Below are 26,947 nucleotides of genomic sequence, written 5' to 3'. Positions count from 1 at the left end.
GCCACCGGCGGGTGCTGGCCGGCCCGGTCGCGGAGGTGGTGACGGACCCCGTCCGCGTCGGATTGGTGCCCGTCGGCAGCGCCCTGCGGCCACCCGCCGCCCTGATCGGCCTGCCGGACGGCACGCGGAGCGGTGCGGGGGTGTGGCTGCGGACCGCCGAGGTGCTGGGGGAGGGGCGGGGTGACGTGGAGGGGACGCGCTGTGCCTGCGGCGCCTTCGTGCACCCCCTGACGGTGCTGTGCGCCGCGTGCCACCAGGTCCTGCGGCCACCGCGCCGGCTCGTGGTCGAGCCGACGGTCCCGGTCGCGAGGGTCGTCCTCGACGACGCGCGGGTCCTGCCGCTGTGCGGGTCGGTGCTGATCGGCCGCGAGCCCGCCGCCGACCCTCTGGTGGGGGAGGGGCGGGTCGCCGCGCTGGCCCTGACCGACTCCCAGCGGTCGGTGTCGCGGGCGCACGCGGTGCTGTGGGTCGACGGGTGGGACGTCGTCCTCGAGGACCGGCAGGCGGCGAACGGCACGGCCGTCCGCCCGCCGTCGAGCGCGGGGTGGACCGTGCTCGTGCCGGGCGGATCGGTCCGGCTGCTGCCCGAGACCGAGGTGCAGATCGGCCGTCGGACCTTCCGGCTGACGACCTGAGCCGTCGCGGAGAGGGTGAGGAGCCGGGGCCTACTCGCCGTCGTCCGCCCCGACGTCGGCGGCGATCTGGCCGGCGACGTCGTCGCTGATGAAGTCGGCGTTGCCGATGATGAACGCGGTGCCGGCCGGTGGGGTGAGCCCGCGGAGGAACCCGGCGGTCTCGGTCGGGTAGGTCGTCGCGCCGGTGCCGAGCTGCGGTGCGTCACGTCGGGCCGACACGGGCGCGGAGGCCAGGGTCAATGCCCAGCCGTCCGCCCGCTCGATGTTGGTGACGACGACCTGGTCGACGGTGTCGAGGACCGAGCCCCACAGCTCCGTGGCGACCGCGGCTGCGGTGGCCATCCGGTTCCCGCCGGCCACCCGCGTGCTGCCCGGCGCCGCGTCGGCGGCGGCATCGGACACCGCCGCCGGCCCGCCCAGGACGATCGTCCGGGTGACGCCGAGCTCGTCCATCGCTGCCGCCGTCGCCGGGTGCAGGGACGCGCCGCCCGTCAGCAGGATCGGGGTGCCGGTCTCCGCGCCGTAGGCGCCGCCGGTGACCGCGTCGGGGAACGTGTCGCCCGAGGCGAGCAGCGCGTCGGTGCCGCCGGGGTTCGCGGTCCGGACGGCACGGGCGACCTCGACGGCGGTCTCGATGCGCGTCGGCCCCTCGAAGCGCTGGATCGCGTAGCCGGCCGAGACGAGCTCGGCCTCGGCGGTCGTCGACACCGCGTTGGGCCCGCCGAGGATCCGGATCGGCCCGCCGTCGGGCAGCACCCGGTCGATCTCCGCGCGCGTCTCGGGGTCGAGGGGCTGGTCGGGCCCGCCGGCGGTGTACAGCACGCAGGAGTCGTCCCCGGCGAGGGGCGAGCCCGCGAGCGCGTCGGCGAACACGTCGTCGCGCGCCAGGACGACGGCGGCGGCGGCGTCCGGCTGGTCGAACAGGAAGGTGCAGACGTTGATCGCGATGCGCTGGACGTCATCACCCTCGATCCGGGGCGTGTCCTCGTCCGGGGCGGGCGGCTCGGTGTCGCAGCGGTCGCTCTCGAGCGTCGCCGGCGGGGCGGTCGGCGGGGTGTCAGGCAGGGCGGCGACCTCGGCGGGGGAGAGGACGTGGTCGAACAGCTCGATCGCGGCCACCGCGCCCGCGGATGCCTCCGTCGTCGGTCCGCCACCGCCGTCGTTGTCCCGGAAGAACCGCAGGGCGCCGTCCTCGATCAGGGCGAGCCCGTTGGTGTCCTCGAAGGTGATCGCCTCGGTGCCGTTCACGTACCCGGTGACCTGGCCGGCGGCGGTGCGGGTCAGCACGACCTGGGCGTAGACGTCCTCGGCGAACTGCGTCCCCTCCGCGGTCGTGACCGGGTAGAAGTTCAGCGCCCCACCGAGGACGTAGAGGCCGTCGTCGCCGACCCCGTCGTTGAAGTCGATGATCCGGTTGTAGCCGGTCAGGTTCGAGAACCGCATGAGCACCGCGATCGAGTACTCGTCGGCGGGCACCTGCGGCGTCTCGACGCGGAGGCCGGTCTGGCAGGCGAAGGCCAGGACCGTGCGGGCCTGACCCAGCACCGTCTCGGTCCGGAAGACGTGCGGGACGTCGCCCACCGGCGTCAGGGCCGGGTCGTCGGGGCTGTCGGCGTCGAACGTGCGCTGCAGCCCGTAGCTGGCCACCAGCGCCGCGCCGGCGGGGGTGACCTGCACCCCCAGCAGGACGACGAGCGCCGTGGCGACCACCGCCACCGCCCGCGTCGTCCACGACGGCTCCTGCGCTCGCACGCTGGTGCGGTCCCGTTCACCCATCTGTCTCGCTCCTCGTCGCTCCGGGGGGTTGGCGGCGCGCATGCTAGGCAGCGGCGCGTGGGGTCACGCGATCCGTCATCCGATGGTCAGGATCGGAGAAGCACCACCCGCCGGTCCGGGCCTACCGTCGCCTCACGCGGCCGGCACCCCGTCGACCGCACGACACCGGGAGACGACGATGAAGACGATGACGTGCCGCGAGCTGGGTGGACCCTGCGACCTCGCCCACCACGGCGAGGACGCCAACGAGGTCATCCAGGCCCAGGACCAGCACCTGAAGGACGCCGTCGCCGCCGGCCGGACCGATCACGAGCCCGCGAACGACGACATGCGGGGGCGGTGGCGCCGGCCGGTCTCCGGGCTCAAGTGGTACCGCCAGGTGATCCGCGACTTCGCGGCGCTCCCCGAGCAGCCCGCCGTCCCCGTCGACGGGCGCTGAGCCGGCGCCGGGGAGGGTGGGTCAGGCGACGGCGGTGCCGGCCAACTCACCGCATCACGCGCTGAGTGGTGCGCCGACGCTCTGACGAGGGGCACGGCTGCCCCTCGTGTGCGAGGTCGGCCGCACGTAGTCCGGTCGACCCGATCGGGCGACTGCACGCGACCCAGGACCCTCCGGGAGATCGTGCAGTCGACCCACCCCCACCACCCGGTGCCGTGCAGGCGCCCGTCGCCCAGCGCGGGGTCGCCGTCACCGAGCTGGAGCGACGCGGCAGTTCGGGGTGACGAGTCCCGCCGGTGTGGCCGGTGACCCGGCACGGATAGAGTTGAGACCCCCTGGGCCGCCCCTTCCCCTTCGCCGAAGGCTTGGACCTCCACTGGCCGCGAACCCCCCGCCTCACGATGCCGAACGGCCCGACGTCACCGCCCCTCCGGGGCGCGCGTTGATGGCCGATGTGGCCGCGCTGGCCGGCGTCTCGCAGATGACCGTCTCGCGCGTCATCAACGGCACGGCCACCGTCCGCCCCGCCACGCGCGAGCGGGTGCTGGCGGCGATGCGGAGCCTCGACTACCAGCCGAACACCGCCGCCCGCGCGCTCGCGACCGGGCGGTCGAGTCGGCTCGGCGTGGTGTCGCACAACGCGACGCTGTTCGGCCCGACCTCGACCCTGCACGAGATCGAACGCGTCGCGCGATCCGCCGGGTACACCGTGTCGGTCATCACGGCCGACGCCCTGGACACCGTCGGCATCCGCACGGCCGTCGACGCGCTCCGACGCCAACCGGTCGACGGCATCGTGATCATGACCCCGCACCGCGACGCCGTGGCCGGGGTCGAGGCGCTCGACTGCGACGTGCCCATCGTCACGGTGCACGGCAGGACGGGGCACGGGGCGGCGGCGGTCACCATCGACCAGCGCGCGGGTGCACGTCGGGCCACGAACCTGCTGCTCTCCCTCGGCCACGAGACGATCTGGCACATCGCCGGCCCGCAGGAGTGGCTCGAGGCGCAGGAGCGCGCCGAGGCGTGGGCCACGGCGCTCCGCGACGCTGACCGGCCCGTGCCCGACCTGCTGCAGGGGGACTGGGACGCGCGGTCCGGCTACGAGCTCGGGCGGCAGCTGCTGGTGGAGCACCCCGAGGTGACCGCGGTGTTCGCCGCCAACGACCGTCTGGCCCTCGGCCTGTACCGCGCGGCCGCGGAGCTCGGCCGGCGGATCCCCGAGGACCTCAGCATCGTCGGCTTCGACGACGTGCCCGAGGCCGCCTACTACGCCCCGCCCCTGACGACGATCCGCCAGGACTTCGGCCAGGTCGGGAAGCTGAGCATCGCGCTGCTGCTCGACGAGGTGGACAACGGTGGCGCGACCGTGCGCTACCCGGTGGTCGACGCCGACGTGGTCCTGCGCGACAGTACCGCCCCGCCGCCGGGCTGACGGCGCCGCCCGGATCCCTCCGGGGTCTCAGCGGTCGATGCCGCGTCCTCGACGGCGCGCGCGCAGGCCGTCGACGAACGCGGTCGCGTCCGTGTCGGCCGTGATCGCCAGGACATCGATGCCGGCCATGACGGCGTAGTCGCGCAGCATCTCCGTCGTCACGGCGTAGCTCAGGCACGTGTGGTGGGCGCCGCCGGCCTGGATCCAGCACTCCGCGGAGGTCGCGAGGTCCGGCTTCGGTCGCCACACGGCGCGCGCCACCGGCAGGTTGGGCAGGTCCGCCGGCGGGTCGACGACCTCGATCTCGTTGACCGCCAGCTGCATGCCGTCGCCCATGTCGATCAGGGAGGCGACCACCGCCTCACCCGCGTGGGCGTTGAACACCAGGCGGACCGGGTCCTCACGGTCTCCGATGGACAGCGGGTGCACCTCGGCGGTCGGCGTCTCCCGCGCGATCGAGGGGCAGATCTCCAGCATGTGCGCGCCGAGCACCAGCTCCTCGCCCTCGGCCAGGTGGTAGGTGTAGTCCTCCATGAAGGAGGTGCCGCCACCGAGGCCGGTCTCCATCACCTTCATCGCGCGGACCAGGCCGGCGGTCTTCCAGTCCCCCTCGGCGCCGAAGCCGTAGCCGTCGGCCATCAGCCGCTGGGCGGCGATGCCCGGCAGCTGGCGCAGCCCGTGCAGGTCCTCGAAGGTGTCGGTCACGGCGATCGCGCCGAGGTCGTCGATCAGCATCCGCATGCCGAGCTCGATCCGGGCGGCCTCGCGCATCGACTCGTGCCGCGCCGCCCCGGGCTCGAGCTCGGACGCCACCGCGTAGGCCTCGCCGTACTCCTTGCAGAGGTGGTCGACCGCTTCCTCGGTCACCTCGGCGACGCGGGCGACCAGGTCGCCGACGCCGTAGTAGTCGATCCGGTAGCCGAACCGCCGCTCGGCCTCCAGGCGGTCGCCGTCGGTCACGGCGACGCGGCGCATGTTGTCGCCGAGCCGCGCGATGGTGCCCCGCGACAGGTCGTGGTGCGCGGCGGCGGCACGGATCCAGGCGTCGATGCGCGCGTGGACCCCGGGATCGGCGTGGTGGCCGACGACGACCTTCCGCTCGAGGCCGATGCGCGTGCAGATGTAGCCGAACTCCCGGTCGCCGTGGGCGGCCTGGTTCAGGTTCATGAAGTCCATGTCGATCTCCGCCCAGGGGAGATCGCGGTTGAACTGCGTGTGGAGGTGCAGGAGGGGCCGGCGCAGCGCCTGCAGCCCGTCGACCCACATCTTGGCGGGGCTGAAGGTGTGCATCCACGTGATGACGCCGACGCAGGTGGGGTCGGCGTTGGCCTCCTGGATCGCCTCGGTGATCGCGTCCGCGGTCCGGAGGACGCCGATGGCGCGGACCGGCAGCAACAGGTCGCCGGCCGCGTTGAGGCCGTCGACGATCGCCTCGGTGTGGCGGTCGACCTGCTGCAGCGCCTCGTCGCCGTACAGGTCCTGGCTGCCGACCAGGAAGCGGACGTGCCAGTCGGTCAGGTCGATCCTCATCGTGGTGCTCCGCTCGTGTGGGGGTCGGCCTGGCCGTAGGTGGCGCGCGGTCCGTGCTTGCGGGTGTGGTGCTTGTCGAGCAGGTGGGGCTCGAGGGGTGGCAGGTCGCGCTCGGCCTGCCCGGTCAGCAGGGTCATCTCGGCGCACGCGTCGAGCGCGACGGCGTTGTGGACCGCGTCCTGGCCGTCGGTGCCCCACGTGAACGGGCCGTGCCCGGCGACCAGCACGGCGGGCACGTGGGTGGGGGACAGCCCCCGGTCGGCGAACGCCTCGACGATCACCCGGCCGGTGTTGGCCTCGTAGGCCTCGGCCACCTCGGCCGGGGTCAGCTGCCGCGTCAGCGGCACGGTGCCGGCGAAGTGGTCGGCGTGCGTCGTGCCGAGGCAGGGCAGCTCGCGACGCACCTGGCACAGCGCAGTCGCGTGGGTGCTGTGGGTGTGGACGACGCCGCTGACCTCGTCGAAGGCGCGGTAGATCGCCAGGTGGGTGGGCGTGTCGGAGCTCGGCCGCAGATCGCCCGCGACCACCGTCCCGTCGAGTCGCAGCAGGACCATGTCGGCAGGCGTCATGCGGTCGTACGGCACCCCGCTCGGCTTGATCGCGACGATCTCGTCCTCGCGGTCGAACTCCGAGACGTTCCCCCAGGTCAGGCGGACGAGCCCGTGGGTGGGGAGGGACAGGTTGGCGGCGCAGACGCGTTCGCGCAGGTCGTCGTGGCGCATCAGGCGCTGCCCCCCGACCGGACGCGGTCGCGCAGGTCCATCAGCGCGGGCATGACCCGGGCGATGTCGGCGGCCCGACCGGCTGGGTCATCGGTGTCGACGCCGCCGAAGGCGTCGTGCAGGGTGAGGTACAGGACGTACAGCACGTCGTAGGTGGCCGCGGCGTCCGGGTCGGGGTGGAAGGTGCGGCTGGTGCCGGCCGCCATGGCCCGCTGGGCCGAGGCGACGTCGGTGTGCGCCCCGCCGGCGACCGCACCGAAGATGGCGGCACCGAGCGCGCACATCTGGCCGGAGGCGCCGATGCGGACCTCGCGACCGAGCACGTCGGCGTAGATCTGGTTGACGACGTCGTTCTTGTCCGCGATGCCGCCGGTGTGGACGACGGTGTCGATGGCGATGCCGTGCTCCCCCATGCGGTCGATGATCCGCCGGGCGCCGAAGGCCGTCGCCTCCACGTGGGCGCGGTAGGTCTCGTGCGGCCGCGTGTGCAGCGTCTGGCCGACCAGCAGGCCGCTCAGCCGGGTGTTGACGAGCACGGTCCGGTTCCCGTTGTGCCAGTCGAGGGCGAGCAGCCCGGATTCGCCCGGCGCGAGCGTCGCTGCCGCCTTCGACAGCGCCACGTGCACGTCGGGACCGGTGAAGTCGGCACTGGTCGCCTGCTCCGCGGACCAGGCGAAGATGTCACCGACCGCGGACTGCCCGGCCTCGATGCCGATCGCATCGGGCGTCACGGACCCCGGGACGATGCCGCACAGGCCGGGCACGTCGGGCACAGCCGTCCCGCCCTGCGGGGCGATCGTGATGTCGCAGGTGCTGGTGCCGATGATCTTGACGAGCGTCCCGGGGGTCACCCCCGCCCCGACGGCGCCGTGGTGGGCGTCGAAGCCGCCGACCGCGACGACGACGCCGGGAGGCAGTCCGACCTGCTCGGCGACGTGCGGCGCCAGCCCGCCGGCGGGGTGGCTCGAGGGGAACGCCACGGCGTACAGGCGGTCGCGCAGGGCCGCGAGGCCGGGGTGCAGCTCGGCGAGGAACGCCGTGGACGGCAGGCCGCCCCAGCGGGGGTCGAACATCGCCTTGTGACCCGCCGCGCAGATGCCCCGCACGATGTCGTCGGGGTGGGTGACCCCGGTGGCCCACGCCGGCACGTAGTCGGCGAGCTCGACCCAGGAGTGGGCGGCGTCGAACACGTGGGGTGCGACCCGGGCGCAGTGCAGGATCTTCGAGAAGAACCACTCCGAGGAGTAGGTGCCGCCGCAGGCCCGCAGGTACGGCTCGCCCCGGCGGTGGGCCAGCGCGGTGATCTCGAGCGACTCGGCGTGCCCGGTGTGGTCCTTCCACAGCCACGCCTGGGCGTCGAGGTCGTCGCGCAACTCCTCGCGCACCCCGAGCGGCACGCACTCGGCGTCGACCGGCAACGGCGTCGACCCGGTGGTGTCCACCCCGATGCCGACCACGGCGTCGGGCGAGAAGTCCGCCAGCGACGAGCCCTGGTCCACCAGGTCGGCCACGACGTGCAGGAAGCCGTCCTGGTAGTCGCCCGGGTGCTGCCGGGCGAGCGATGGCCGGGAGGCGTCGAGCAGGATCCCTCGCGTCCCCGACGGGTAGTCGAACACGGAGCTGGCGACCTCGGCGCCGTCGGTGCACCGCACGAGGAGGCCGCGGACGCTGTTGCTGCCGTAGTCCAGACCGATCGAGTACACCGCGCCGCTCCCCATCAGATGTTGGTCGATGTTAACGTTACCAGAATGGTCGTCAACACCGCTGGAGAAGCTATGGAGACGTCGGTGGAGCTCGCGGTCGGCACCCGACGGTTGACCGTCGACGTCGCGCACGGTCCCCGGGTCGTGTCGCTCCTGGATCTCGACGGCCAGGAGCTGATGGCCTCCCTCGATCCCCCGGTGGCCGTGGGACCGACGACCGGCCCGCAGGCGCACCTGCGCGGGGGACATCGCCTCTGGCCCGCTCCCGAGGTACCGGCCGTCACCTACGCCTGCGACGACGCGGTCGGGCGGGTGGTGCGGACCGGGCGCGGTGCGGTCGCCGTCGACGACGGCACCCCGGTGCGGCGACGGCTCGAGGTCGCGACCGACGGTGACGTCGTCCGCCTGGAGCACACGATCACCAACACGGGCTCGGACCCGCTGCCGGTGGCGCCGTGGGCGCTCACGCAGCTCCGACCTGGAGGGGTGGTCCACCTGCCGGTCGGGGACACCCCCGCGGACGAGCACGGGCTCCAGGCCAGCGGCGCGATCCTCACCTGGCCCTACACCCGCCTGGCTGATCCGCGCATCGCCCTCACCGATGGGGTGGTCGTGATCGACGCCACCGGGATGGCGCCGGACGCGCCACCCATCAAGCTCGGCGTCGACGGGTCGATCCCCTGGGCCGCGTACGTCGTCGGTGACACGGTCCTGATCGTCCACGGTCCGACCCGGTCACCCACCGCCGCCTACGTCGACCTCGGCGCCACCGTGCAGTCCTACGCCTGCGGGCGCTTCGTCGAACTCGAGGTGCTCGGCCCCCTGGTGGTCCTCGAACCGGGGGAGTCCACCGCCCTCCCCGTGCGCTGGACGGTGCACCCCCGCCCACCGGGTACCGGGGCCGATCTGGCGGCGGCCCTGCCCCGCCTGGCGGCGCTCGCGGACGCGACCTGACCCGCCGGCCGCAGGCGATGAGCGCCGTCGGCTACGAGCGCCGGCGGATCGCGCGCTGGAGCAGCACGAAGATGAAGAGGATGCCGCCGGTGATGATCGTCGTCATCTCTGCGGGGATGCTGCCGTCCCGGGTGATCAGGACGGTCATCAGGCCCAGGACGAGTGATCCGATCACGGACCCGACCAGGAACCCCGATCCGCCGGTCAGCAACGTGCCGCCGACGACCGCTGCGGCGATCGCGTCGAGCTCCCACCCGATGCCGGTGATGTTCTGCGCGCTCCCGAGCCGGGCGGTGTAGACCACCGTCGCGACGCCGGCCAGGGTCCCGCTGATCACGTAGACCCAGATCTTGGTGCGGGCGACCGCCAACCCCATGAGGTCGGCGGACTGCTCGGACCCCCCGATCGCGTACACGGTGCGCCCGAAGCGGGTGCGGTGCAGCAGGAACAGCCCGGCGACGACGATCACGGCGGCGATGACGACACCCGGCGTGATGGCGAGGTCGTTGACGCGCTCCCCGTCGATGATCTTGAACTGGTACGCGACGTCGCGGATGGGTGAGTCGGTGTCCAGTCGCTCCGGGATGGTGCTGAGCGTCGAGGCGAGCCCGCGGGTCAGGAACATCATCGCCAGCGTGGCGATGAACGGCGGCATGCCGAAGAAGTGGATGAGGACGCCGGAGGCCAGGCCCGTCAGCGTGCCGAGCAGGACCATGACGACCATGCACAGGTAGGGGTCCAGGCCGGCGTTGGCGAGGAGCACGCCGGCGACGCTCGAGAAGGCGAGGATCGCACCGACCGACAGGTCGATGCCGCCGGTGAGGATGACGAACGTCATCCCGATGGCCAGGATGACCAGGTGGGCGTTGTTGATCAGCAGGTTCGAGACCGTGCTGTACTGGATGATCCCGCCGTAGGCGATCTGCCCGTACGCGACCATCGCGAGGAAGATCAGGAGGGCCGATCCCGTCGGGACGAGGTTCGGGTGGCGACTCAGCCAGCCGGGTGCCTGCGCCTCGCCGACCGCGGTGTCGCTCCGGGAGATGGTGGTCATGGTGTGGTCACCTCATCGCGACGGCGACGGCCGAAGGTCGGGAGCGCCGCTCGCGCCCGCTCGGACTGCGCGATGTACAGCGCGATGATCACGACCGCCTTGAACGCCGGCGTCGCGGACGACGGCACCCCGAGGAACACCACGGTCTTGTCGAGGGTCGCGATCAGCAGCGCACCCACCGCGGCACCGGTGAGGGAGAACGTGCCGCCGGCGAGCGAGGTGCCACCGATCACGACCGCGAGGATCGCGTCGAGCTCCAGCTGGTAGCCCGTCTGGGACACGTCGACGGTCATCACCGTGCTGGTGGCGAAGATCCCGGCGACACCTGCCAGCAGGCCGCTTGCGGCGTACACCGTGATCAGGAGGTCCCGGCGCTTGATGCCGGCCAGGCGGCTGGCCTCGGCGTTGATGCCGAGCGACTCGATCATCAGGCCGAGGGCGCTGCGCCGGACGACGAGCATCACCGCTGCCGTGATCGCCACGGCGAGGACGAAGACCACCGGGAGCCCGAGGACGTACCCGTTGGCGACCCAGCGGTACGCGTCGTTCGAGGCGGTCGTGTTCAGCCCGGAGGTGATCACCTTGGCCAACCCGCGGCCGGCGAGCAGCATGACGAGCGTCGTGATGAACGGCTGGAGGCCCACCACCGCGATGAGCAGGCCGTTGAGGACGCCGAGGCCGACGCACAGCGCGAGGCCGAGTGCGATCGCGAGCAGCGCCGCCCCCAGGGTGTCGGGGCGGGAGCTCATGATCTCCATGGCCACCGCACCGGAGACGGCCATGAGCGACCCGACCGAGAGGTCGATCCCCTCGGTGGCGATGACCAGGCACATCCCGACGGAGATCATCAGGATCGGGGCGCTGGCTCGGAGGATGTCGATGAGGTTGCCGGTGAGCCCGCCGGTGTTGGCGCTGTAGCTGAGCTCCAGGTAGCCCGGGTCGTTCAGGAGGTTCAGGCCCAGGAGCCCGAGGATGGCGACGACGCCCCAGAACTCGGGCTTCCGGACGAGAGCCCGGACGCGGGCGCCGCGCGCACCGTCGGCAGTCGACGTGGGCGGCGCGACGTCGGGCCGGGGGATGGCATCCGACTCCTCCGTGACGTCGACGGGGAGGCTGGTGAGGTCCGGCTGGCGGGTCACGGCGTCGCCTCCCCCGCGATCATCTCGACCACGGTCGCCGTGGTGGTGCCCGGCCCGACCAGGATCTCGTCGATCTTGCTCCGGTCCCTCAGGACGACCACGCGGTCGGACAGGCGGACGACCTCGTCGAGCTCTGAGGAGATGAAGACGACGGACACGCCCTCTTCGCTCAGCTTCGCGATGGCGGCCTGGATCTCGGCCTTCGCCCCGACGTCGATGCCGCGCGTGGGCTCGTCGAGGATGAGGATCCGGGGTTGAGTGGCGAGCCACCGGGCGAGCAGCACCTTCTGCTGGTTCCCGCCGGACAGGTTCTTCATCGGGATGTCCGGGTTGGGCGGGCGGACCCCTAGCGCCGCGATGTACTCGGTGACCAACGTGTCCTGCTCCTCCGCCGACATCGGTCGCATCCACCCGCGCTGGGCCTGGAGGGCGAGGATGATGTTCTCCCGGACCGTCAGGTCGCCGATGCTGCCCTCGTCCCGACGGTTCTCGCTCGAGTAGGCGACGTTGTGCGCCAGCCCGGTCGCGGGCGAGGCCATCCTGACGGGTTCCCCCTCGATCTCGATGGAGCCCGTGTCGGCCCGGTCCGCGCCGCACAGGAGCCGTGCCAGCTCGGTGCGCCCGGAGCCGAGGAGCCCCGCGATCCCGACGACCTCGCCGCGGTGCAGGTCGATGTCGGTCGGTGCGACCGCGCCGCTGCGACCGATGTCGACCGCGTGGAGGACTCGGTCGTCGTGCCGCTCGGCCCGGTGGTCATCCCGATCCGCGTCGAGCGACCGGAGCGTGCGGAGGTCCTTGCCGATCATCTTGGAGATGAGGGAGGAGCGGTCGAGCTCGTCGGTCAGGTACTCGCCCTGGTGGCGACCGTCGCGGAGGACGGTGATGCGGTCGCTGATCTCGTAGACCTGGTCGAGGAAGTGTGAGACGAAGAGCAGCGCGACCCCGTCGGCGCGCAGGCGGCGCATGACCGTGAAGAGCTGCTCGACCTCGTGGCTGTCGAGGCTCGACGTCGGCTCGTCGAGGACCAGGACCCTCGAGTCACCGACCATCGCGCGGCTGATCGCCACCAGCTGCTGCACCGCCAGCGAGACGGTGGACAGCGGCCGACGGGGGTCGAGGTGCCCGAGCCCCAGCTTGTCGAGGTGCTCGATCGCGGCGCGGTGCGTCGCCGTCCAGTCGATCCCGACGCGCTTGCGGACCTCGTGCCCGAGCATCACGTTCTCACCGATGGAGAGGTTCGTGCAGAGGTTCACCTCTTGGTAGACGACCGCGACGCCGGCCCGCTGCGCGTCGGCGGTGCCGGTCAGGCGCCGCGTCTCGCCGTCGATGACGATCTCACCGCCATCGATCGCGTTGACGCCGGTCAGCGCCTTGATGAGCGTGGACTTGCCGGCGCCGTTCTCACCCATCAACGCGTGGACCTCGCCTGGCAGGAGTCGGAGGTCGACGCCGTCCAGGGCCTTCACACCAGGGAACTGGACCGTGATGTCACGCATGTGCACGATCGGTTGGACGTGCGTCACGGGGGGTCCTTCGCAGGCGATGTGCGGTCTGGAACGCGGCGCCCGGCGGCTGCCGGGCGCCGCGCGTGTCTAGAACTGGCGGTCGGGGAGGGCCTCGGCAGCAGCCTCGGGGGAGTCGAAGGTGCCGCTGGGCACGAGGATGTAGGAGTCCACCTCCTCACCCTCGAGGGTGGCGTTGACCACCTCCAGCGCCGTCTCGCCGAACAGCGGGTTGTACTCGGCGACGAAGCTCAGCCGGCCGTCGGCCAGCGCCTCGAGCGCGCCCATGGTGCCGTCGATCGTGGCGATCTTGACGTCCTCACCGGGCACCAGCCCGGCCTCCTCGACGGCGAGTGCCGCACCGAGGCCCATCTCGTCGTTCTGCGCGAAGACGAAGTCGATCTCGTTGTCGTTGGCCCGGAGGACCGTCTCGAAGACGCTCTTGGCCTCCTCAGCCGACCAGTTGGCGGTCTGCGCGCCCACCTTCTCGAACTCCGGGTGCTCGTCCATGACGGAGTCGAAGCCCTCGTTCCGCTCGTTCACGACCCCGACGCCAGCCGGGCCTTCGAGGGTGAAGTAGGTCCCACCATCGGGGAACTCCTCGACGGCCCACTCCGCGACGCTCTGCGCGACCACGAAGTTGTCCGGGGCGATCCGGGTGACGTAGAGGCTGTCGTCGTCGGGCTCGATGCCGCGGTCGATCAGGATCACCGGGATCTCCGCCTCCTGGGCCCGCATCAGCGGGTCCTCCCAGCCCGACCCCTCGGTGGCGGACAGCAGGATCACGTCGACGCCCTCGTCGACGAAGGAGGTGAACGCCTCGATCTGTGAGGCCTGGTCCAGGTTGCGGGCCGGGGCGTAGCTCAGGTCGAACCCGTTCTCCTCGCTGAAGGTCTCCTGCATGTTGGCCTCGTTGGCGGCTCGCCAGGCACCCTCGGGACCGACGGCGACGAAGCCGACGCTGACGAGGTCCCCGCTCGCGCCGTCTTCGGCAGCGGCGTCATCGGAGTCGGCCGCGGCGCTGTCCGAGGCGGTGTCGTCACCGTCCTCCTCGGCCGATCCGGAACAGCCCGCGACAGCCAGTGCGAGCAGCGCGAGCACGGCGATGACGGCCCGACTGATGGTGTGCGTTCCCTTGTTCATGTTGCGGCCCTCTCACGCGGTCGTATCCCGGCCCGTTGCGCGTGTGGTTGGAGATTGCATGCCTCCGGGGGGCACCGCCCGGCCCGGGCGATCGCAACGGGATGTTAACGCTATCTTTCTGAGTGATACAAGGGGTTCCCGCGAAGGTTTCGAGGGCGGTGCGCGGAGGTGAGCCGTCATGGCGGCGTGACGGCGACGCGCGCCTTGTCCCCTCAGCTCGGCACCGCTGTCGAACGCACCGTCATCCCGCCTGTGGTGTGGATGCTCGGCTGATCACGGAGGAGGGCGACGCTGTCCTGGTAGAGTCGTGTACGACTACCCCGTCTCGTCGAAGGGGCCTCCGCGTGAACTCCGGCCAAGTCGAACGTCGGTTGGATGAGATCGAGCGGCTGACTCAGGAGCTGCGAGAGCTGCTGAGCTCCCGGGCGGACGTCGTCCACGTCCACGGCCAGGGGAGCTGGAGGGCCGACATGCTGGCGCTGCTCTGGCCTCGGGTGGCGCACCTGGCGGGGGTGAGAGCCCTCTTCGAGCTCTGCGCGGCGCGTTCGCCCGAGGACGTCACCTTCGCCGAGCTCGTGGCCCGCAGCGGCCTCAGCGAGCGCGCGCAGGCGAATGAGCACGCACGCCTCTCGCGCGTCGCCCGGGAGCTGTTCACGAAGAAGACGTGGCCCATCGAGAACTGGCAGGACGCTCGGGAGGGGATCATGCACTACCGGATGGACCCCGTGGTGGCACGGTGGTGGCAGGAGGTGGCTGCTGCGGGAACACGCCTCCACGACACGGAGGACGTCGCCAGCGCCATCCCCTCAGACGCAGTTGACGATCTGGCCGGCAAGTGGATCGCCCAGGCAGGTGAGGACGTCATCGCAGTCGGGGACTCCCCCGACGACGTCATCGCGCAAGTCCGGGAGAGCGGTCGGCAGGCCGTCGTACGACGCATCCCCTCGTCCGGCCGCGAAGCTGACATCGACCTGGTCGTATGAGGGTCGAGTACACGCCACAGCCCGGCGGGGCACATCCCCGTCCGCTGCTGCCGGTCCAGGTCGGCGGTGACATATCGGCCGTCGCGCTCGTGGACAGCGGCGCGATCAACACCCTGATGCCGCACTGGGTCGCGCGCGTCGCCGGGATCGAGTTGGCCGAGATCGAGCCGACCCAGGTGAGCATCGGTCAAGGGCTGGTCGCCCGATTCGCGACCGTCCCGCTACGTGCGGCCGGCCTGTCCTGGGAGGCAGAAGTCGGGTTCTCCGACCACTCGATGTTGGAGCGCTGGGGCGTCCTGGGTCATCAGTCCTTCTTCCGCTTCTTCACGGTCACCATCCAGGCCGCGGAGTTGCGCTTCGACGTGACCCCCCGATAGCCCTCAAGCGCAAGGGCGACGGCAGCGACCGGTACCGGAACGCCATCGTCGCCGTAGTTCTCGACGGTCCCCTCCGATGGGTTGGGCGGCGCACAACCTTCGCGAAGTGGCCAGGCGCGTGTTGTGGGCCGGGCGGGGCTCGAACCCGCAACCAATCGATTATGAGTTAAATCGGTTTCAACGGTGTGCCGACCTGCGGTTTTGCAGTTGGCGAGCAGACAATTCTTCGAGTGTTATCTGCTCGCGAGGCCCCTCTGAAATTCAATAGATTGCTGTCCCCGTTTCCAGGGTTTTCGAGTGTACCGCTCAGGCGCCGCCAGAGGGCTTCCGGGTCGTCCCGGCGTCCTTCCGCCGGGCCTTCGCCGAGCGGAGGGCGAGCATCGTCATGTGCGCCGTCAGGGCGTGCTGTGCCCGTCGCTGCCGCTCCTCCTCGGGGAGCTGGCGGTCAGGGTCGACCTGGTCCTCGAAGCGGCGCATGAACCCGTCCCTGGCCGGACGGGTGTGGGCGCGGCCATCGGTCTTGGCGTGCAGGGCGTGCGCGGCGAGCCGGGCACGGATCGAACGCTGCTGGGGCGTGAGTCCCATCAGGCAGCCGCCGTCCCGGTGCGGGGCAGGGGGAGTGGGCGCGGTCGGGCCATGTCGTCGTACAGGTGCGGGTTCACAGGGTCCTCCTCGTCGGAATGGGTGCGAGCGAGGAGTCAGACGGGGCGGGAGGCCCGTCTGTGTCAGCCGATCTGGCCCGGATTCGTCTACCAGTCGTGCGCCATGCCCAACAGTATTCCGCATCCGGTAGGCTGTTGGGTATGTCCCAGCGACTGCTGACCGTCAGCGAAGCCGCCGACCGACTCGGTGTCGCGCCACGCCGCGTCCGCGCGCTCGCCCAGGCGGGACAGCTCACCGCCGTCCGCACGGGCAGTGGCTGGCTCGTCGACGTCGACTCGGTCGCCCGCCGTGCGGTGATGAACGAGCTCGGGATCGCCGACGCATCGACCCGCCCCTGGAACTCCCGACTCGCCTGGGCCGCCATGCGGGCGCTGGACGGTGACGACCGCCTGCTCGACGCGCTCGACCCGAAGTCCCGTCACCGGGTGCGCCGGCGCCTCGACTCGGCTGCGCCAGCGCGGCTGCTCGCCGTCGTCCGAGATCGGGCCTGTGTCCATCGCGTGACCGTGCACCCGTCGCGCGTTGACCGGTTGCGCGAGCTCGTCGTCCCGTCGGGCGTTGCCGGCGCTGGCATCCATGGTCACGGGTTGACCGGCGACAAGGACGTGGATGGCTACCTGGCGGCCGACGACTTGACCGCCGCGCGTGCGGCGGTGCCGATCCGCGACTCCGAGACGGGCACGCACCTGCTCCGTGTTGTCGACGACTCAGCCCTCCTAGACGGCTTGGAGGTGTCCCCCCGGCTGGCAGTCGCCGCCGACCTGCTCGACCACGCGATCGACGCCGGTCGCGCCGACGGTCGAGTGGTATCGGCCATCCGCGTCCTGCTCGGCGCGATCGACACCGCGTCGGTCGCTTGGCCGAACGTCCCTTCGTCCATGGGACCGCCGCCGTGATCGAGATCGAGGTCCCACCCATGGGAGGGGCAGAACACGCCGCGTGGAACCTCCTGCTGGACATGGCCGGGCACGACCTCCCGCGATGGGTGCTCATCGGTGGGCTCATGGTGCAGGCCCACCTCCACCACGCCGGCGCGACACCGCGCCGCACCACCACTGACCTGGATGTGATCGTCGATGTCCAGGTGGCCCTCGCCAACGCGACGGAACGGTTCGCCCACGCCCTGGTCGATCAGCTTCAACTGCGCCCACGGGGTCGCCCCCACGTGGCGGTTGGTCAGGTCGTGCACCAGTTCATCCGCGACTGCGATGGCGCGGTGGTCGATCTGTTGGCGCCAGACAAGTTCAACGGACCACACCGAACCATCCACCGCCCACACCCTCGAAGTCCCGGGGGAGACGGTACCTGCTTTCACATGCCGAGGAAGCGGTCATCAGCTACGACGGCCGGTCCGAGAACATGCTCATCCCCAACCTGTTGCCGGCGATCGTCGGCAAGTGGCGGGCATACAACGAGATCGCTGACCAGCACGACCCGGACCGGCACCCTGCGGGACGCCGCGGACCTCGGTCTTACTGCTCGGCAGGCACGCTCTAATGTGTGGGTGAACCTCCTGATGGGGTCTGTGCATCGTATGGGGTGATGGAGGAGACGCCGGATGCGGTACTGGCGCCGTTGGCGCGGCCGCTGGTCGCTGCCGTGACGCTCTACGTCGGGGATCGTGGCGTCGCTGAGGAGTTGGCGCAGGAGGCGATGGCCCGGGCGCTGGTGGACTGGTCTCGGGTGCGTGCGCGGGATCGTCCGGAGGCGTGGGTGTACCGAGTGGCCTTCAACCTGGCCCGATCCCGGTGGCGACGCCGAGGAGCGGAGCGCCGGGCGTATGCCCGCCACGGAGCGACGGGGGACGCATCGGTCGATCACGGGCCCCAGACGACGACCGCGGTCGTGGTACGCGAGGCGGTTGCCGCGCTGCCGCCCCGCTATCGCCAGGTGGTGGCGTGCCGCTACCTGGCTGACCTCTCGGTTGCGGACACCGCCGTGGCGATGGGGTGTGCGGAAGGCACGGTCAAGTCGCTGACCTACAAGGCGCTGGCCACGTTGCGGGATGTGGGACTGGAGGAGGTGGTCTTGGATGCCTGATCTCGGTGAGGCTCTGTGGGACGGCGAACCCCGCACCGCCGGGTTCTCGATGGCCGATGTGCACGGGCGTGCGGATCGGCTTCGGCGTCGCCGTCGACGCGTTCAGGGGGTCGTGTCGGCCCTCGTGGTCCTCATGGTCGGTGCCGGTGTGGTGGTGGCGCTGCAACCCGGCAGTGACGAGGTGCTCCTCGGACCGCCCCCACTACCGTCCCCCTCAGGGAGGGTCCCAGCGGTGGACGGAGTCGACGAGGCCTGTGAGCAGGTGGATGCCGCGGCGCGTCGAGGCACCGTCGACGTCCCGGTCGGTGTGGGCATGCAGGAGGCGATCGAGACTGGGTTGGCCGACGGTTGGGTGCTCGCCGGGCCGGTGTGGCAGCTGTCCGTGCAGGGTCCGGCGGATGAGACGCCGACGTGGTGGACCGCCGCTCCCGTCTTGGGATTGGGCCCCGGTGGCATCGCGGTGTGGGTGTCCCCGGATCGTGATGCCACGTTGGCGCCGATGGCCTTGGAGTCGCCGGCTCGGCGGCCGTGGGAGCGCCCCGATGAGGTGTACCTCTACGCCGCCAACGACGTCGCGCGCCGTGCGAGCATCTGGACCGACGCAAACGACACGCCGTATGCAGACCACGGACGCAGCGTCCGGGCCGACGAGCGCGTCGCGGTCTGCGCCGCCTCTACCCAGCGACAGCCGACCGAGTTCGCGACACCGCCGGACCAGCAGTGTGAGGCGCCCGACCGCACCTACCTGATCCAGCCCGGCGACACGCTGGCCAGCATCGCCGAGGCCGTGTACGGCGATCCCAGCAGGTTCGGCGTCATCGCCCAGGCCAACGGTCTGAATGGGAACAACCCACTGACCACAGGGCGGGAGCTCACCATCCCCGGATGCCCGCAGGGCGCCACCCAGTCGTCCACGACAGCGCCCGCGGACACCGCCGGCACCACGCCGGGTGAGGAGGAGCAGGCCGCCCTGGGCGAGGACGAACGGGCTTTGCTCGACGCATTCGTCCAGTTCGCCCACTTCCCGAGCCGACCGACAGTGCTGCGCTGGGCCGACTCGGTCTCTCTTCACCTCGCTGACCGACCACCCAGCGCCACCTTCACCTCCCAGGAGGTCTCCGGGCCGGTCTGGTCCATCGAGGCGGAGGGATTCCGCGCCTACACCGGTCCGTTCAACCCCTTGGAACTCATCGCCGACACTTCCTTCTTGTTGGCCTTCGGCGCGGGTACACATCCCCACTGCGCCTCACCGCCTGTTCCGCCGCCGGAGGGCTTGGAGGACATGCGACGCCTGTGGATCCAGCCAGAGGACACGTCGTCGTGCACCGAATGGTTCACCGTCGACCTCTTCATCGACGAGGACGGTGCGGTCACGGCGGTGACCATGGACCTTTGGGAGCCGTAGACCGCCACGGCGGGGGATCCGATCTCGGATCGCGTTTGCCCTGGGCCTGCCGCCGCGGGTCCCGTCCCTCACGCAGCGCGGGTTCGTCTTGTTGGTAAGGCGCATCGTGCGATCGCGGCCGCCTCCGGTACTCGCTCATCTAGGGCGACCCGTGGCCGGGAGGCCCTAGACGGCAGATGCATGCGCGACGGACACCCAGACCGTGGACGTGAATTGCGGGCGGTCCCGCACGGAGACTCCGCCTCGTCCGGCGCCATGGGGGATCCCCCGATCTCAGAACGGTCGACCGAGGCCGGGTGTATCCGGCCGATGGGTCGTGCTCGACTCGCCGCGTGATCGGGGGTAACGATGGAGGCGCAGCTGGTTGAGGGCCTTGTCGGCGTAGGCCACATCGGTCCGTTGTGCGCCCATGGTCGGCGGCGTGCTGAGTCGATCGTTGGAGGCGATGTTGTGGCGGTCGCGGTAGGCGGCGATGGTGGTCGCCGTCCGGAACCACCGGTCGCGGCCGTGTCAGGTCTGGGTACGACTCCGAGGTAGCGGAGCCACGGTTCGTGCTTGGCCATGGCGGTCTCGACGAGGCGACGGGCTCCTGTTCGATGAGCTGTTGGCGTTCGTTCAGGGCGCTGCGCTTCTGGGGGCAGGCGGGCAACCGACACGGGCGCGGACGGCGCTGAACTCCGCCAGGCTCTGGACGACCGATTGTCATGGCGATCGGCATCGGTGGTGAAGGCGATGCGAAGCCCACCACCGGCGTGGCCGTCCAGCCACAGGCCTGCGTAGGTGTCCGGGGCGGCCTCGGCGGCGTGACGGGTCACGATCGGCTGGTACGTGAAGGCGATGTCGTTCGGCTGAAGATCTCGGCGACCTCCGCTCGGTAGCGGGGGACCCGAACTTCGTGCTGAGGTCGAGGTCGGCCAGCGCAGCGCTAACCCCACTCCCTAGTTTGACCTGGTGCCCTCACGCACGCACGCCGGAGAGGATGAAGAACCCGATGAAGAGGGCGGTAAGAACCAGGTTCGCTACCCCCAGCACCTGGCCGACCCGTCCATACGTGTAGTCCGCACCATGTCGGGATTCACCTTCCAGCCGTGACCTGCGGGCGAAGAACAGAGCCAATGCGCCACCCACCACCGGAAGCACGACGAATGACAAGACGCCGAAGATCATGGCCAACAAGCCTGGAGGCGTATGGGAGGGGGCGGCACCTGTGTTCATGTAGACGACCACTGTACGCGACGGCTTTGTGATGCCGTGTGCGCAGGGCTAGCTGGCGCGTGCGCGCCGGTCTACGTGGGGACCACGATGCCTACAGCATGCCAGATGTACCCCGTGTCGACGCCGCTAAGAGAGACATAGAGGAAGTCGACCTCCGCGGTACTACTGCGAGGACACAACTGGCCCAACGGAACGTTGGGAATGACCTTGACGTCAATGCACTGGATAAACCGCCCCATTTGCTCATGGGAGACCGTAGCATCCAGGTTCTCTTCGTTCTCGTTGCCGAAATCGTACTCCCAACTGCCCAGAGACCCTGGCGTGGTCACATTCGGATATGACTCTGACCTGTCGGACGTGAAGGTGGAGCCGTTGAAGCACACGCTGGACACGTTGGTGAAGTCCCAGACGCGGAACCCGGCTGTGGCATATGCCGACACCGTGAGGTCACGAGTGATGCATCCGCTGCCTCCCGAGCCAGACTCGAAGGCGTCGAATGCGCCGCCAACGTTGTCGGGATCGACTTGAGTCGGAATACTTGCCGCAACCAGTCTGAGTGCCTCGTCGAGTGGTACCTGTGCGGTCAACAACTCATTGAGGGCTTGACGCACTTCGGGATTGATTACACATATAGTGTCGGCAGTGAGATCCACGTCGGGCAGCAGATCGATAGGCGAGATGTCAGAATTGCCCGCGAGGCTGGGTGGTGAGGGCTGGTAGCCAGGGTAACAAGTGATCACTCCGGGGATGCCAAACTCATACTGCCCGGAGAAACGGGACGCGGCCTCCGCTGGGACTTGCAGCCCCACGACGGTGCCATCCACCAAGAACCTGTAGTGGTCGACCGCCGTCGCCTCCGACAGTTGGATCCTTTCCTCCTCGGACAGACTGAGGTCCTCTCCCGCAGTTGCGGCATCTGTCGCCTCAACCAGCAGAGCATGCTCCGGATCCACCGTCGAGTGGGGGACTGGATCCTGACCCGTAGCACTAGTGCACGCGGCCACTGTGACCGGCGGCATGCAGGTCACGAGTTCAAATGCGTGCTCTGAGAGGTATGCCTCTGTGGCGGCTGGGAGCCCCCCCGGAGTGGTGAGCAGGACTGGCACGTTTCGTACAGCGGAGAAGCCGGCAGCCGCGAAGGCGGGCAACCAGGCACCGGGGGTGTCGCTGCCGTCCACTAGAAGAGCGCTCGTAGCGTCGTTAAAGCCCACGTGGCTGGCGATAGCAGTGGCCGTCCCAGCCCTCTCAGCGCCCGCGAGACGGGTGGTGTCCAAGTCCAAGGACTGGAGTGTCTTCTCCACCTCAGTCGAGATGGAGTCCGTTCCTCCCACGATGACTACATGCTCAATCTCGGACGACTGCAAGAACTCAGCAGTGGGCGCGCTGAGCTCATCCGTGTCCGTGAAGATGACTGGTGAGGAACTGTGAGCTGCTAGCGAGCCAGCTGCGATGGAGTCAACGTACGCTTGGCTACCCGCACCAAAGGCGCGGACAAGTATGGCCGTTGTTGCGCGCGGTAAGAGTTCAGACGCAAGCGCAGTGGCCGTCTCGATTCGGGACGGGCCCGCTATGCGGCGCACGGATACGTCGAGCGCTTGAAGGTCCTGTTCGATCTCCTCGGAGACGGCGTCGGGGCCTCCAAGGATTATGATGGATGAGGCTTCAAGTCTCCGTATCTCTTGAGCCACGGAAGCTGGTAGTGCCTCGCCGGGTGTTGCCAGGAGCGGACGGGAGCCGACCTGGGCCCCTCCCGAGGCCAAAGCATCTGCAAAGACGTCGGCTCGTGCGATGACTACTTCGTCGGCTGCGACAAAGGTGGCCCGGCTGATGGCGATCGCCTGGTCCGCGGGAGACGTTGCATCATCTCCGATAATGGATGACCGCCCAGCCTGTGCACCCGCAGGGACCCAGAACATGCTCAAGATGAACGCCAAGGAGACGCAGAAAACTGCGCGATGCCCGCCCGCCATACCGCCCCACCCTTCACGAAGTTCCTACCGCCATCCGGACCCAACCACCACCTCTCCCGATTGTCAATAGGTACTGGTGCACGTTCCGCCCGGCAGATGGGTTAGGCCGCCGCAGGCGGGTGTGGGCATGATCGACTCGTACTCGATAGGGGTCAACCGGCCGAGCCGCGCTTGGCGGTGTCGTCGGTCGTCAGTCCGCTCGGTCCAGACCAGGATGCGAGGCGCAGGTCGTCCCGAGTGCCCAGTGGCCACGGTCCCAAGACGTTGTGTTGAAGGTGGGCGAAGAAGCTCCCCATGGCGGAGTTGTCGGCCGCAGGGGCGTAGCCTATTTGCCGGCCAGCCGTCGAGTCGTCACCACCGCACCGTCGTCCCGAGCGTCATCGCCACACGGACCCCCCGCGAGCACCACGCCGTCATCCCATCGAGACCGCCGTCGCCCGACACGGCCTTGCCGTGGCCGGCTGCATCGTTCACGCCCGCAAGGGGAAGCCAGTTCCGCTCCAGAAGGCTCCACAGCGCCCTGGCCCGGCACGGCCTTGTGGGATTGAGCAGATAGGGCGAGTTGCGCGCATGCCTGGCCTCTAGGAGATCCCCCGCTATCACAATGACCGACCGAGCCTGGGTGAGTCTCGCTGAACTGGCCGACTCGTCGCGGTACCCGGGTCCAAGGCGCGGACCAGGCGCAGTCGGTTCATGGCCGCGCGGGCTCGGGCGGCATCGGCACGCTGCAGCTCGTTGGCCGCGTCGGGGCCGAGCGGGTCGGTGGTGGTGATGCGGTAGCGGTCGCGGTACGCGGCGACGGTGGTCGCTGTGCGGACCCACCGGTCGCGGCTATGCCAGTTCTGAGGTACGGATCCGAGGTGGCGGAGCCATGGCTCGCGTTGCGCGGTCGCGGTCTCGACGAGGCTGCGGGCTCGCCGCTCGATGAGTTGCCGGCGTTCGTCCAGGGCGGTGCGCGTGTCGGGGGTCATGGGACCGGTGGCCTTGGGGATGAGACCCGCGATCAGGTCCGGTGGCCGGCGCCGGGTCGCGGCGAGGCGGGTCGTGGCGGTGGTGACGCGGTGGTGCAGGACGGCGGCGATGTCGTCGGCGTCATCGAGGTCGCGGTCGTCAAGGAGCTTTGGGAGCAGTTCTTCGGGGTTGAGGTGGTGGGCGTCGGCGGTACGCAGCGCGGCTGACAGGGCACCGAGGGCCTCGGAGGTGAGGACTTGGTTGGCCTGGTCGTCGGTGAGACCCGACGCTCGGATCAGTTGGGTCCAGCGGTCGTGTTGGGCGGCGGCGGCGATCGTGTCGTACTCCGCCGCCAGCTGGGCGATGGTGCCCCAGCGGTCCTGCTCCTCCCGGAGGGTCTCGTGGGCGGACTGTTCCGCGCCCACGCGAGCGAGCACGCCGGCCAGCACATGCCGACCCGTGGCGTCTTCGCCGTCGTCCTGATGAAGCTCGAGGTCGGCGTCGGCGGTGGCGGTGTAAGCGGTGTTCGAGACCCGGCCGCGGGTCATGGCGACGTAGAGGGTCTCGCGGGTCATCGCGGGCGTGACGATGGCGTGGGCGGTGTCGACGGTGGCGCCCTGGGCACGGTGGGCGCTGACGGCGTAGCCCAGTTCGACGTGGTCGGCGACGTACTCGGCCGGCAGCTGGACGGTGCCGCCGTTTCCGCGGACGGTGAGGGTGCCATCGGGGTAGATCGAGGAGACGGTCCAGCGGTCGCCGTTGCGGACCCAGCGGCCTGACGTGTTAGTGAGCTGGCGGTGGTTGCGGCGCATCACGATGACGTCGCCGACCCCGGCGAACGTGTGGTCGCGTAGTCGCACGACCACTGCAGCGTCGACGTCGCCGGCGGCGACCCGGTCAGCATGCGCACGCTGGTTGAGGGCGGTCACGTGCTCCCGGGTGGGGGCAATGAGGAGGCTGGTCTTGCCCGCGGCGAGGTCTGCTCGCCAGGCGTCGTAGGCGGCGTCGAGCATCGCGTCGAGGTAACCGTCCATCAGGCGTCCCTGTCGGTCGTAGGTGTCGATCACGGCGGGATTGCCGTCGCGCAGCTGCAGGGACGCGTGCTTCTCCCAGTCGTGGTGGAAGCGTCGGACGTCGGTGAGCTCGGCGACATCGTCACGGTCGGTCGCGAGCAACCTGAACGCGCCGCCGGCATCGACCGCGGCGAGCTGGGCGGGGTCGCCGACGAGGAGCAGCTTGGCGTCCGCGCCGGCTGTGGCGGTGGCGATGCGGTGCAGGGTGTGGGTGCCGGCGAGGGAGGCTTCGTCGACGATCACCAGCTGCCCGGCATGCAAGCGGGCCTTGCCGGCCTGGAGCTCGTGGAGCCACTTCGCGGTGGTCTCGGTGTCGATCTCGAGGTCGGCGGCCAGGACCTCGGCGGCCGCCGCCGATGGCGCCAGGCCGACTACCGTCCCAGGGCCGTAGAGGTGGGTCCACGCGGCGCGGAGGGCGCGCATCGCGGTGGTCTTGCCCGCACCTGCAGGACCGATCAAAACGTCCAAGACGCGCCCGGAGGTCGCGATGCTCACGAGGGCCTCGAGCTGATCGTTGCCGAGGTCCTGGCCGTGGTACGCGATCGTGACCGCCGGGACCTGCGGTCCGTGCGTCGCCCTGGATAGCTGGAGCAGACGGTCCTCGGCCGCGAGGAGCTCGGCGGAGGTGAACACCTCTGAGTGCCGCGGGCGCAACATGCTGGTGCCGTCTTCACGGCGCAGCTCCACCGGGACCGACGCGAGCTCGGGCGGGGTGAGTTGCACCGACGCACGCTCCGCCGCGTGCACGACGCTCGCGAGGATGGTCTCGCGGTCGTGCACTGATGCGAAGCGGATGCCCATGAGCTGGCGGGTGGCTTCGGCGTGCAGGTTCCATCTGCGCCACGTCGAACGACGCTCACCCACCATCTCGACCACGGTCGCGGCGATCCCCTCGACGGTCGCCGGCGTCAGGTCGCCCGCGCGCAGCCGTTGCTGCGACCTGCCGCCCAGGACCGGGGTCAGCCAGTCGGCGGGGGAGTGGCCGCGCGACTCCGCTGTTGTCCGCCAGCGGCCGGTGAGGTCGGCGAGGGAGTGCAGGGTCTTGTCCGGCCGGGTCGCCAGCGTGGCCTGCTGGCGCAGCTTCAAGACGGTCGTCGCCGACGGCTGGTGGCCGTGGGTGGCGACGTACTCGGCGATCAGCTCGTCCTTCGCAACCTGGATGTCGGTGGTGCGGGACGAGAAGACGTCGAGGAGCTCCCTGGGCACACCGGCGATCTCCCACGCCGGGTTGCGATCGGCGCCGCGGTCGCGCTGGGTCCAGACGACGCCGAGGGTGTCGGTGAGTAGGTCGGCGAGGACGGCGTTGTAGTGCTCGGACAGCGCCACCATCGCCGCATGCACCGGCCGGCCGTCCAGCGCCCGCCAGCGCCCGTCGAGGACCGTCTTGGCCTTGTTCGCGACCACGACGTGGGTGTGCAGCTGCGGGTCGCCGGCGCGGGAGTCGTAGTGGTCGAACGCCGCCGCGATCACCCCAGCCACCGGGACCTGGGCGACCGCACCGTCCGGTCCGGAGGCGCCCATCCGGGTGGCGGCGACCTCCCGCTCGAGCAGGTCGATCACGTCGACGATCGCGGCGTGGTGGGCTTCGACCACCTGGGCGCGGGTGTCGGGGTCGGCGAGGGCCCACAGCACTGAGACCGACTTGGGGACGCTGAAGGTCAGGTCGAACCCGGCCACCGCACGCCGGCCACGCCGTTGCGACTCCTCATGCTCGATCCGCTCGACTGCAGCTGCGCGGGCGTCGTCGTCCAGGTTCGGGTCGAGCTCGGCGACGCGGTCGGCGATCCGCTCCGCCCGCGACCGGTACTGGGGGTAAGCGCGTCCCAACGGATCGCCTGTGAGCGGATCGCGGCCCTGACCCAGCAGGCGCGCCACCTGCTCCTCGGTGACCACCACACCCGCTCGCAGCTCTCCGCTGCCCAGGCCCGGCAGTCCTGAGCCGAGCCAACGGCCCGGCGGACAGCCCTCGGCGGTGTAGTAGTCCGCCAGCCCCCGTCCGGGCTCACGGACGGCGTCGCCCACGGCAACCGAATCGCGGAGGTACCGGTAGCCGGCGCCGGCGGACATCACCCGCATCGACACCGTCACCGGCCGCACCCGGTCTGTTGGGTCCCTGACATCCGACCTGCTGCCTCCCTGCCGTCCGCCTGTGCAAGACGTGTGTCCTGGTAGACGGGGGAGAGGGGCCGCTTGTGTCAGGTTTTTCCGACTGTTATCTGCTGAGCGGTGTGCTCGTGT

The 26,947-nt window shown here is 70.4% G+C and carries 22 protein-coding genes and 1 pseudogene; 10 read left to right on the top strand and 13 right to left on the bottom strand.

Features of this window, described 5'->3' with window-relative positions; translation table 11 throughout:
- Positions 1-635 (top strand): FHA domain-containing protein (locus ACEQ2X_RS08330; RefSeq protein ID WP_370325337.1); only part of this gene is annotated, 635 nt, incomplete at its 5' end.
- Positions 636-665: 30 nt separating this feature from the next.
- Here ACEQ2X_RS08330 and ACEQ2X_RS08325 read toward each other — a convergent pair.
- Positions 666-2,411 carry a cell wall-binding repeat-containing protein gene (locus ACEQ2X_RS08325; RefSeq protein WP_370325336.1) on the bottom strand — a complete coding sequence of 582 codons (1,746 nt, stop codon included), beginning with the start codon at positions 2,409-2,411 and terminating at the stop codon, positions 666-668.
- Positions 2,412-2,589: 178 nt separating this feature from the next.
- Here ACEQ2X_RS08325 and ACEQ2X_RS08320 point away from each other — a divergent pair, with 178 nt between their 5' ends.
- Entirely contained in the window at positions 2,590-2,850 is a 261-nt protein-coding gene (locus ACEQ2X_RS08320) for a hypothetical protein (RefSeq protein WP_370325335.1), read from the top strand.
- A 445-nt stretch (positions 2,851-3,295) separates the two neighbouring features.
- Positions 3,296-4,285, top strand: a complete 990-nt coding sequence (locus ACEQ2X_RS08315; protein ID WP_370325334.1) for a LacI family DNA-binding transcriptional regulator — start codon at positions 3,296-3,298, stop codon at positions 4,283-4,285.
- Between the two features lie 27 nt (positions 4,286-4,312).
- Here ACEQ2X_RS08315 and araA read toward each other — a convergent pair whose 3' ends face one another.
- The 3 genes from araA to ACEQ2X_RS08300 are packed head-to-tail and all read right to left on the bottom strand — an operon-like array spanning position 4,313 to position 8,255.
- Complete coding sequence (gene araA, locus ACEQ2X_RS08310; RefSeq protein ID WP_370325333.1) at positions 4,313-5,815, bottom strand: L-arabinose isomerase; 1,503 nt, start codon at positions 5,813-5,815, stop codon at positions 4,313-4,315.
- A complete protein-coding gene (gene araD, locus ACEQ2X_RS08305) occupies positions 5,812-6,537 on the bottom strand; it encodes an L-ribulose-5-phosphate 4-epimerase AraD (protein WP_370325332.1) in 726 nt (241 codons plus the stop codon). The genes araA and araD overlap by 4 nt, the downstream gene beginning before the upstream one ends.
- Entirely contained in the window at positions 6,537-8,255 is a 1,719-nt protein-coding gene (locus ACEQ2X_RS08300; RefSeq protein ID WP_370325331.1) for a ribulokinase, read from the bottom strand. The genes araD and ACEQ2X_RS08300 overlap by 1 nt, the downstream gene beginning before the upstream one ends.
- A 57-nt stretch (positions 8,256-8,312) precedes the next feature.
- Between ACEQ2X_RS08300 and ACEQ2X_RS08295 the strand changes: the two genes are divergently transcribed.
- Positions 8,313-9,194, top strand: a complete 882-nt coding sequence (locus ACEQ2X_RS08295) for a hypothetical protein (RefSeq protein WP_370325330.1) — start codon at positions 8,313-8,315, stop codon at positions 9,192-9,194.
- 31 nt (positions 9,195-9,225) lie between these two features.
- Here ACEQ2X_RS08295 and ACEQ2X_RS08290 read toward each other — a convergent pair whose 3' ends face one another.
- The 4 genes from ACEQ2X_RS08290 to ACEQ2X_RS08275 form a co-directional block, all read right to left on the bottom strand.
- Positions 9,226-10,248, bottom strand: coding sequence for a sugar ABC transporter permease (locus tag ACEQ2X_RS08290; RefSeq protein WP_370325329.1), 1,023 nt, complete (start codon positions 10,246-10,248; stop codon positions 9,226-9,228).
- Positions 10,245-11,327, bottom strand: coding sequence for an ABC transporter permease (locus tag ACEQ2X_RS08285; RefSeq protein WP_370325339.1), 1,083 nt, complete (start codon positions 11,325-11,327; stop codon positions 10,245-10,247). The genes ACEQ2X_RS08290 and ACEQ2X_RS08285 overlap by 4 nt, the downstream gene beginning before the upstream one ends.
- A 56-nt stretch (positions 11,328-11,383) precedes the next feature.
- The gene (locus tag ACEQ2X_RS08280) at positions 11,384-12,883 is read right to left on the bottom strand and encodes a sugar ABC transporter ATP-binding protein (RefSeq protein WP_370325338.1); all 1,500 of its coding nucleotides are present in this window, start codon (positions 12,881-12,883) and stop codon (positions 11,384-11,386) included.
- 96 nt (positions 12,884-12,979) lie between these two features.
- The gene (locus ACEQ2X_RS08275; protein WP_370325328.1) at positions 12,980-14,032 is read right to left on the bottom strand and encodes an ABC transporter substrate-binding protein; all 1,053 of its coding nucleotides are present in this window, start codon (positions 14,030-14,032) and stop codon (positions 12,980-12,982) included.
- A gap of 257 nt (positions 14,033-14,289) precedes the next feature.
- Between ACEQ2X_RS08275 and ACEQ2X_RS08270 the strand changes: the two genes are divergently transcribed.
- Entirely contained in the window at positions 14,290-15,015 is a 726-nt protein-coding gene (locus tag ACEQ2X_RS08270) for a hypothetical protein (RefSeq protein ID WP_372530553.1), read from the top strand.
- Positions 15,012-15,392 carry a hypothetical protein gene (locus ACEQ2X_RS08265; protein WP_370325326.1) on the top strand — a complete coding sequence of 127 codons (381 nt, stop codon included), beginning with the start codon at positions 15,012-15,014 and terminating at the stop codon, positions 15,390-15,392. Before ACEQ2X_RS08270 ends, ACEQ2X_RS08265 begins: the two co-directional genes overlap by 4 nt.
- A 306-nt stretch (positions 15,393-15,698) precedes the next feature.
- On the opposite strand, the gene ACEQ2X_RS08260 is transcribed toward ACEQ2X_RS08265, so the two are convergent.
- Positions 15,699-15,977 (bottom strand): hypothetical protein, encoded by a 279-nt coding sequence (locus ACEQ2X_RS08260; protein ID WP_370325325.1) that lies wholly within the window; start codon positions 15,975-15,977, stop codon positions 15,699-15,701.
- A gap of 137 nt (positions 15,978-16,114) precedes the next feature.
- On the opposite strand from ACEQ2X_RS08260, the gene ACEQ2X_RS08255 reads away from it, so the two are divergent.
- From ACEQ2X_RS08255 to ACEQ2X_RS08240, 4 genes are all read left to right on the top strand, one after another.
- Entirely contained in the window at positions 16,115-16,951 is an 837-nt protein-coding gene (locus ACEQ2X_RS08255) for a helix-turn-helix domain-containing protein (protein WP_370325324.1), read from the top strand.
- A 646-nt stretch (positions 16,952-17,597) separates the two neighbouring features.
- Entirely contained in the window at positions 17,598-18,095 is a 498-nt protein-coding gene (locus tag ACEQ2X_RS08250) for an RNA polymerase sigma factor (protein ID WP_370325323.1), read from the top strand.
- Positions 18,096-18,357: 262 nt separating this feature from the next.
- The gene (locus ACEQ2X_RS08245; protein ID WP_372530552.1) at positions 18,358-19,500 is read left to right on the top strand and encodes a LysM peptidoglycan-binding domain-containing protein; all 1,143 of its coding nucleotides are present in this window, start codon (positions 18,358-18,360) and stop codon (positions 19,498-19,500) included.
- Between the two features lie 704 nt (positions 19,501-20,204).
- The gene (locus ACEQ2X_RS08240) at positions 20,205-20,378 is read left to right on the top strand and encodes a hypothetical protein (RefSeq protein WP_370325321.1); all 174 of its coding nucleotides are present in this window, start codon (positions 20,205-20,207) and stop codon (positions 20,376-20,378) included.
- A gap of 79 nt (positions 20,379-20,457) precedes the next feature.
- Here the strand turns inward: ACEQ2X_RS08240 and ACEQ2X_RS08235 are convergent, their stop codons facing one another.
- The 4 genes and pseudogenes from ACEQ2X_RS08235 to mobF all read right to left on the bottom strand — a co-directional run bounded on the left by ACEQ2X_RS08235 (position 20,458) and on the right by mobF (position 26,776).
- A complete protein-coding gene (locus tag ACEQ2X_RS08235; protein ID WP_370325320.1) occupies positions 20,458-20,667 on the bottom strand; it encodes a hypothetical protein in 210 nt (69 codons plus the stop codon).
- Positions 20,668-20,786: 119 nt separating this feature from the next.
- Positions 20,787-22,649 carry a cell wall-binding repeat-containing protein gene (locus ACEQ2X_RS08230; RefSeq protein ID WP_370325319.1) on the bottom strand — a complete coding sequence of 621 codons (1,863 nt, stop codon included), beginning with the start codon at positions 22,647-22,649 and terminating at the stop codon, positions 20,787-20,789.
- Positions 22,650-22,748: 99 nt separating this feature from the next.
- Positions 22,749-22,996: pseudogene (locus ACEQ2X_RS08225) on the bottom strand (hypothetical protein); the annotation flags it as partial.
- Positions 22,997-23,284: 288 nt separating this feature from the next.
- On the bottom strand, positions 23,285-26,776 hold the full coding sequence (mobF, locus tag ACEQ2X_RS08220) for a MobF family relaxase (protein ID WP_372530551.1): 3,492 nt from the start codon (positions 26,774-26,776) through the stop codon (positions 23,285-23,287).
- Positions 26,777-26,947 lie beyond the last annotated feature (171 nt).

This window comes from Euzebya sp. (assembly GCF_964222135.1).
GTDB lineage: Bacteria > Actinomycetota > Nitriliruptoria > Euzebyales > Euzebyaceae > Euzebya.
This window is presented reverse-complemented; position numbering and strand designations above follow the sequence as displayed.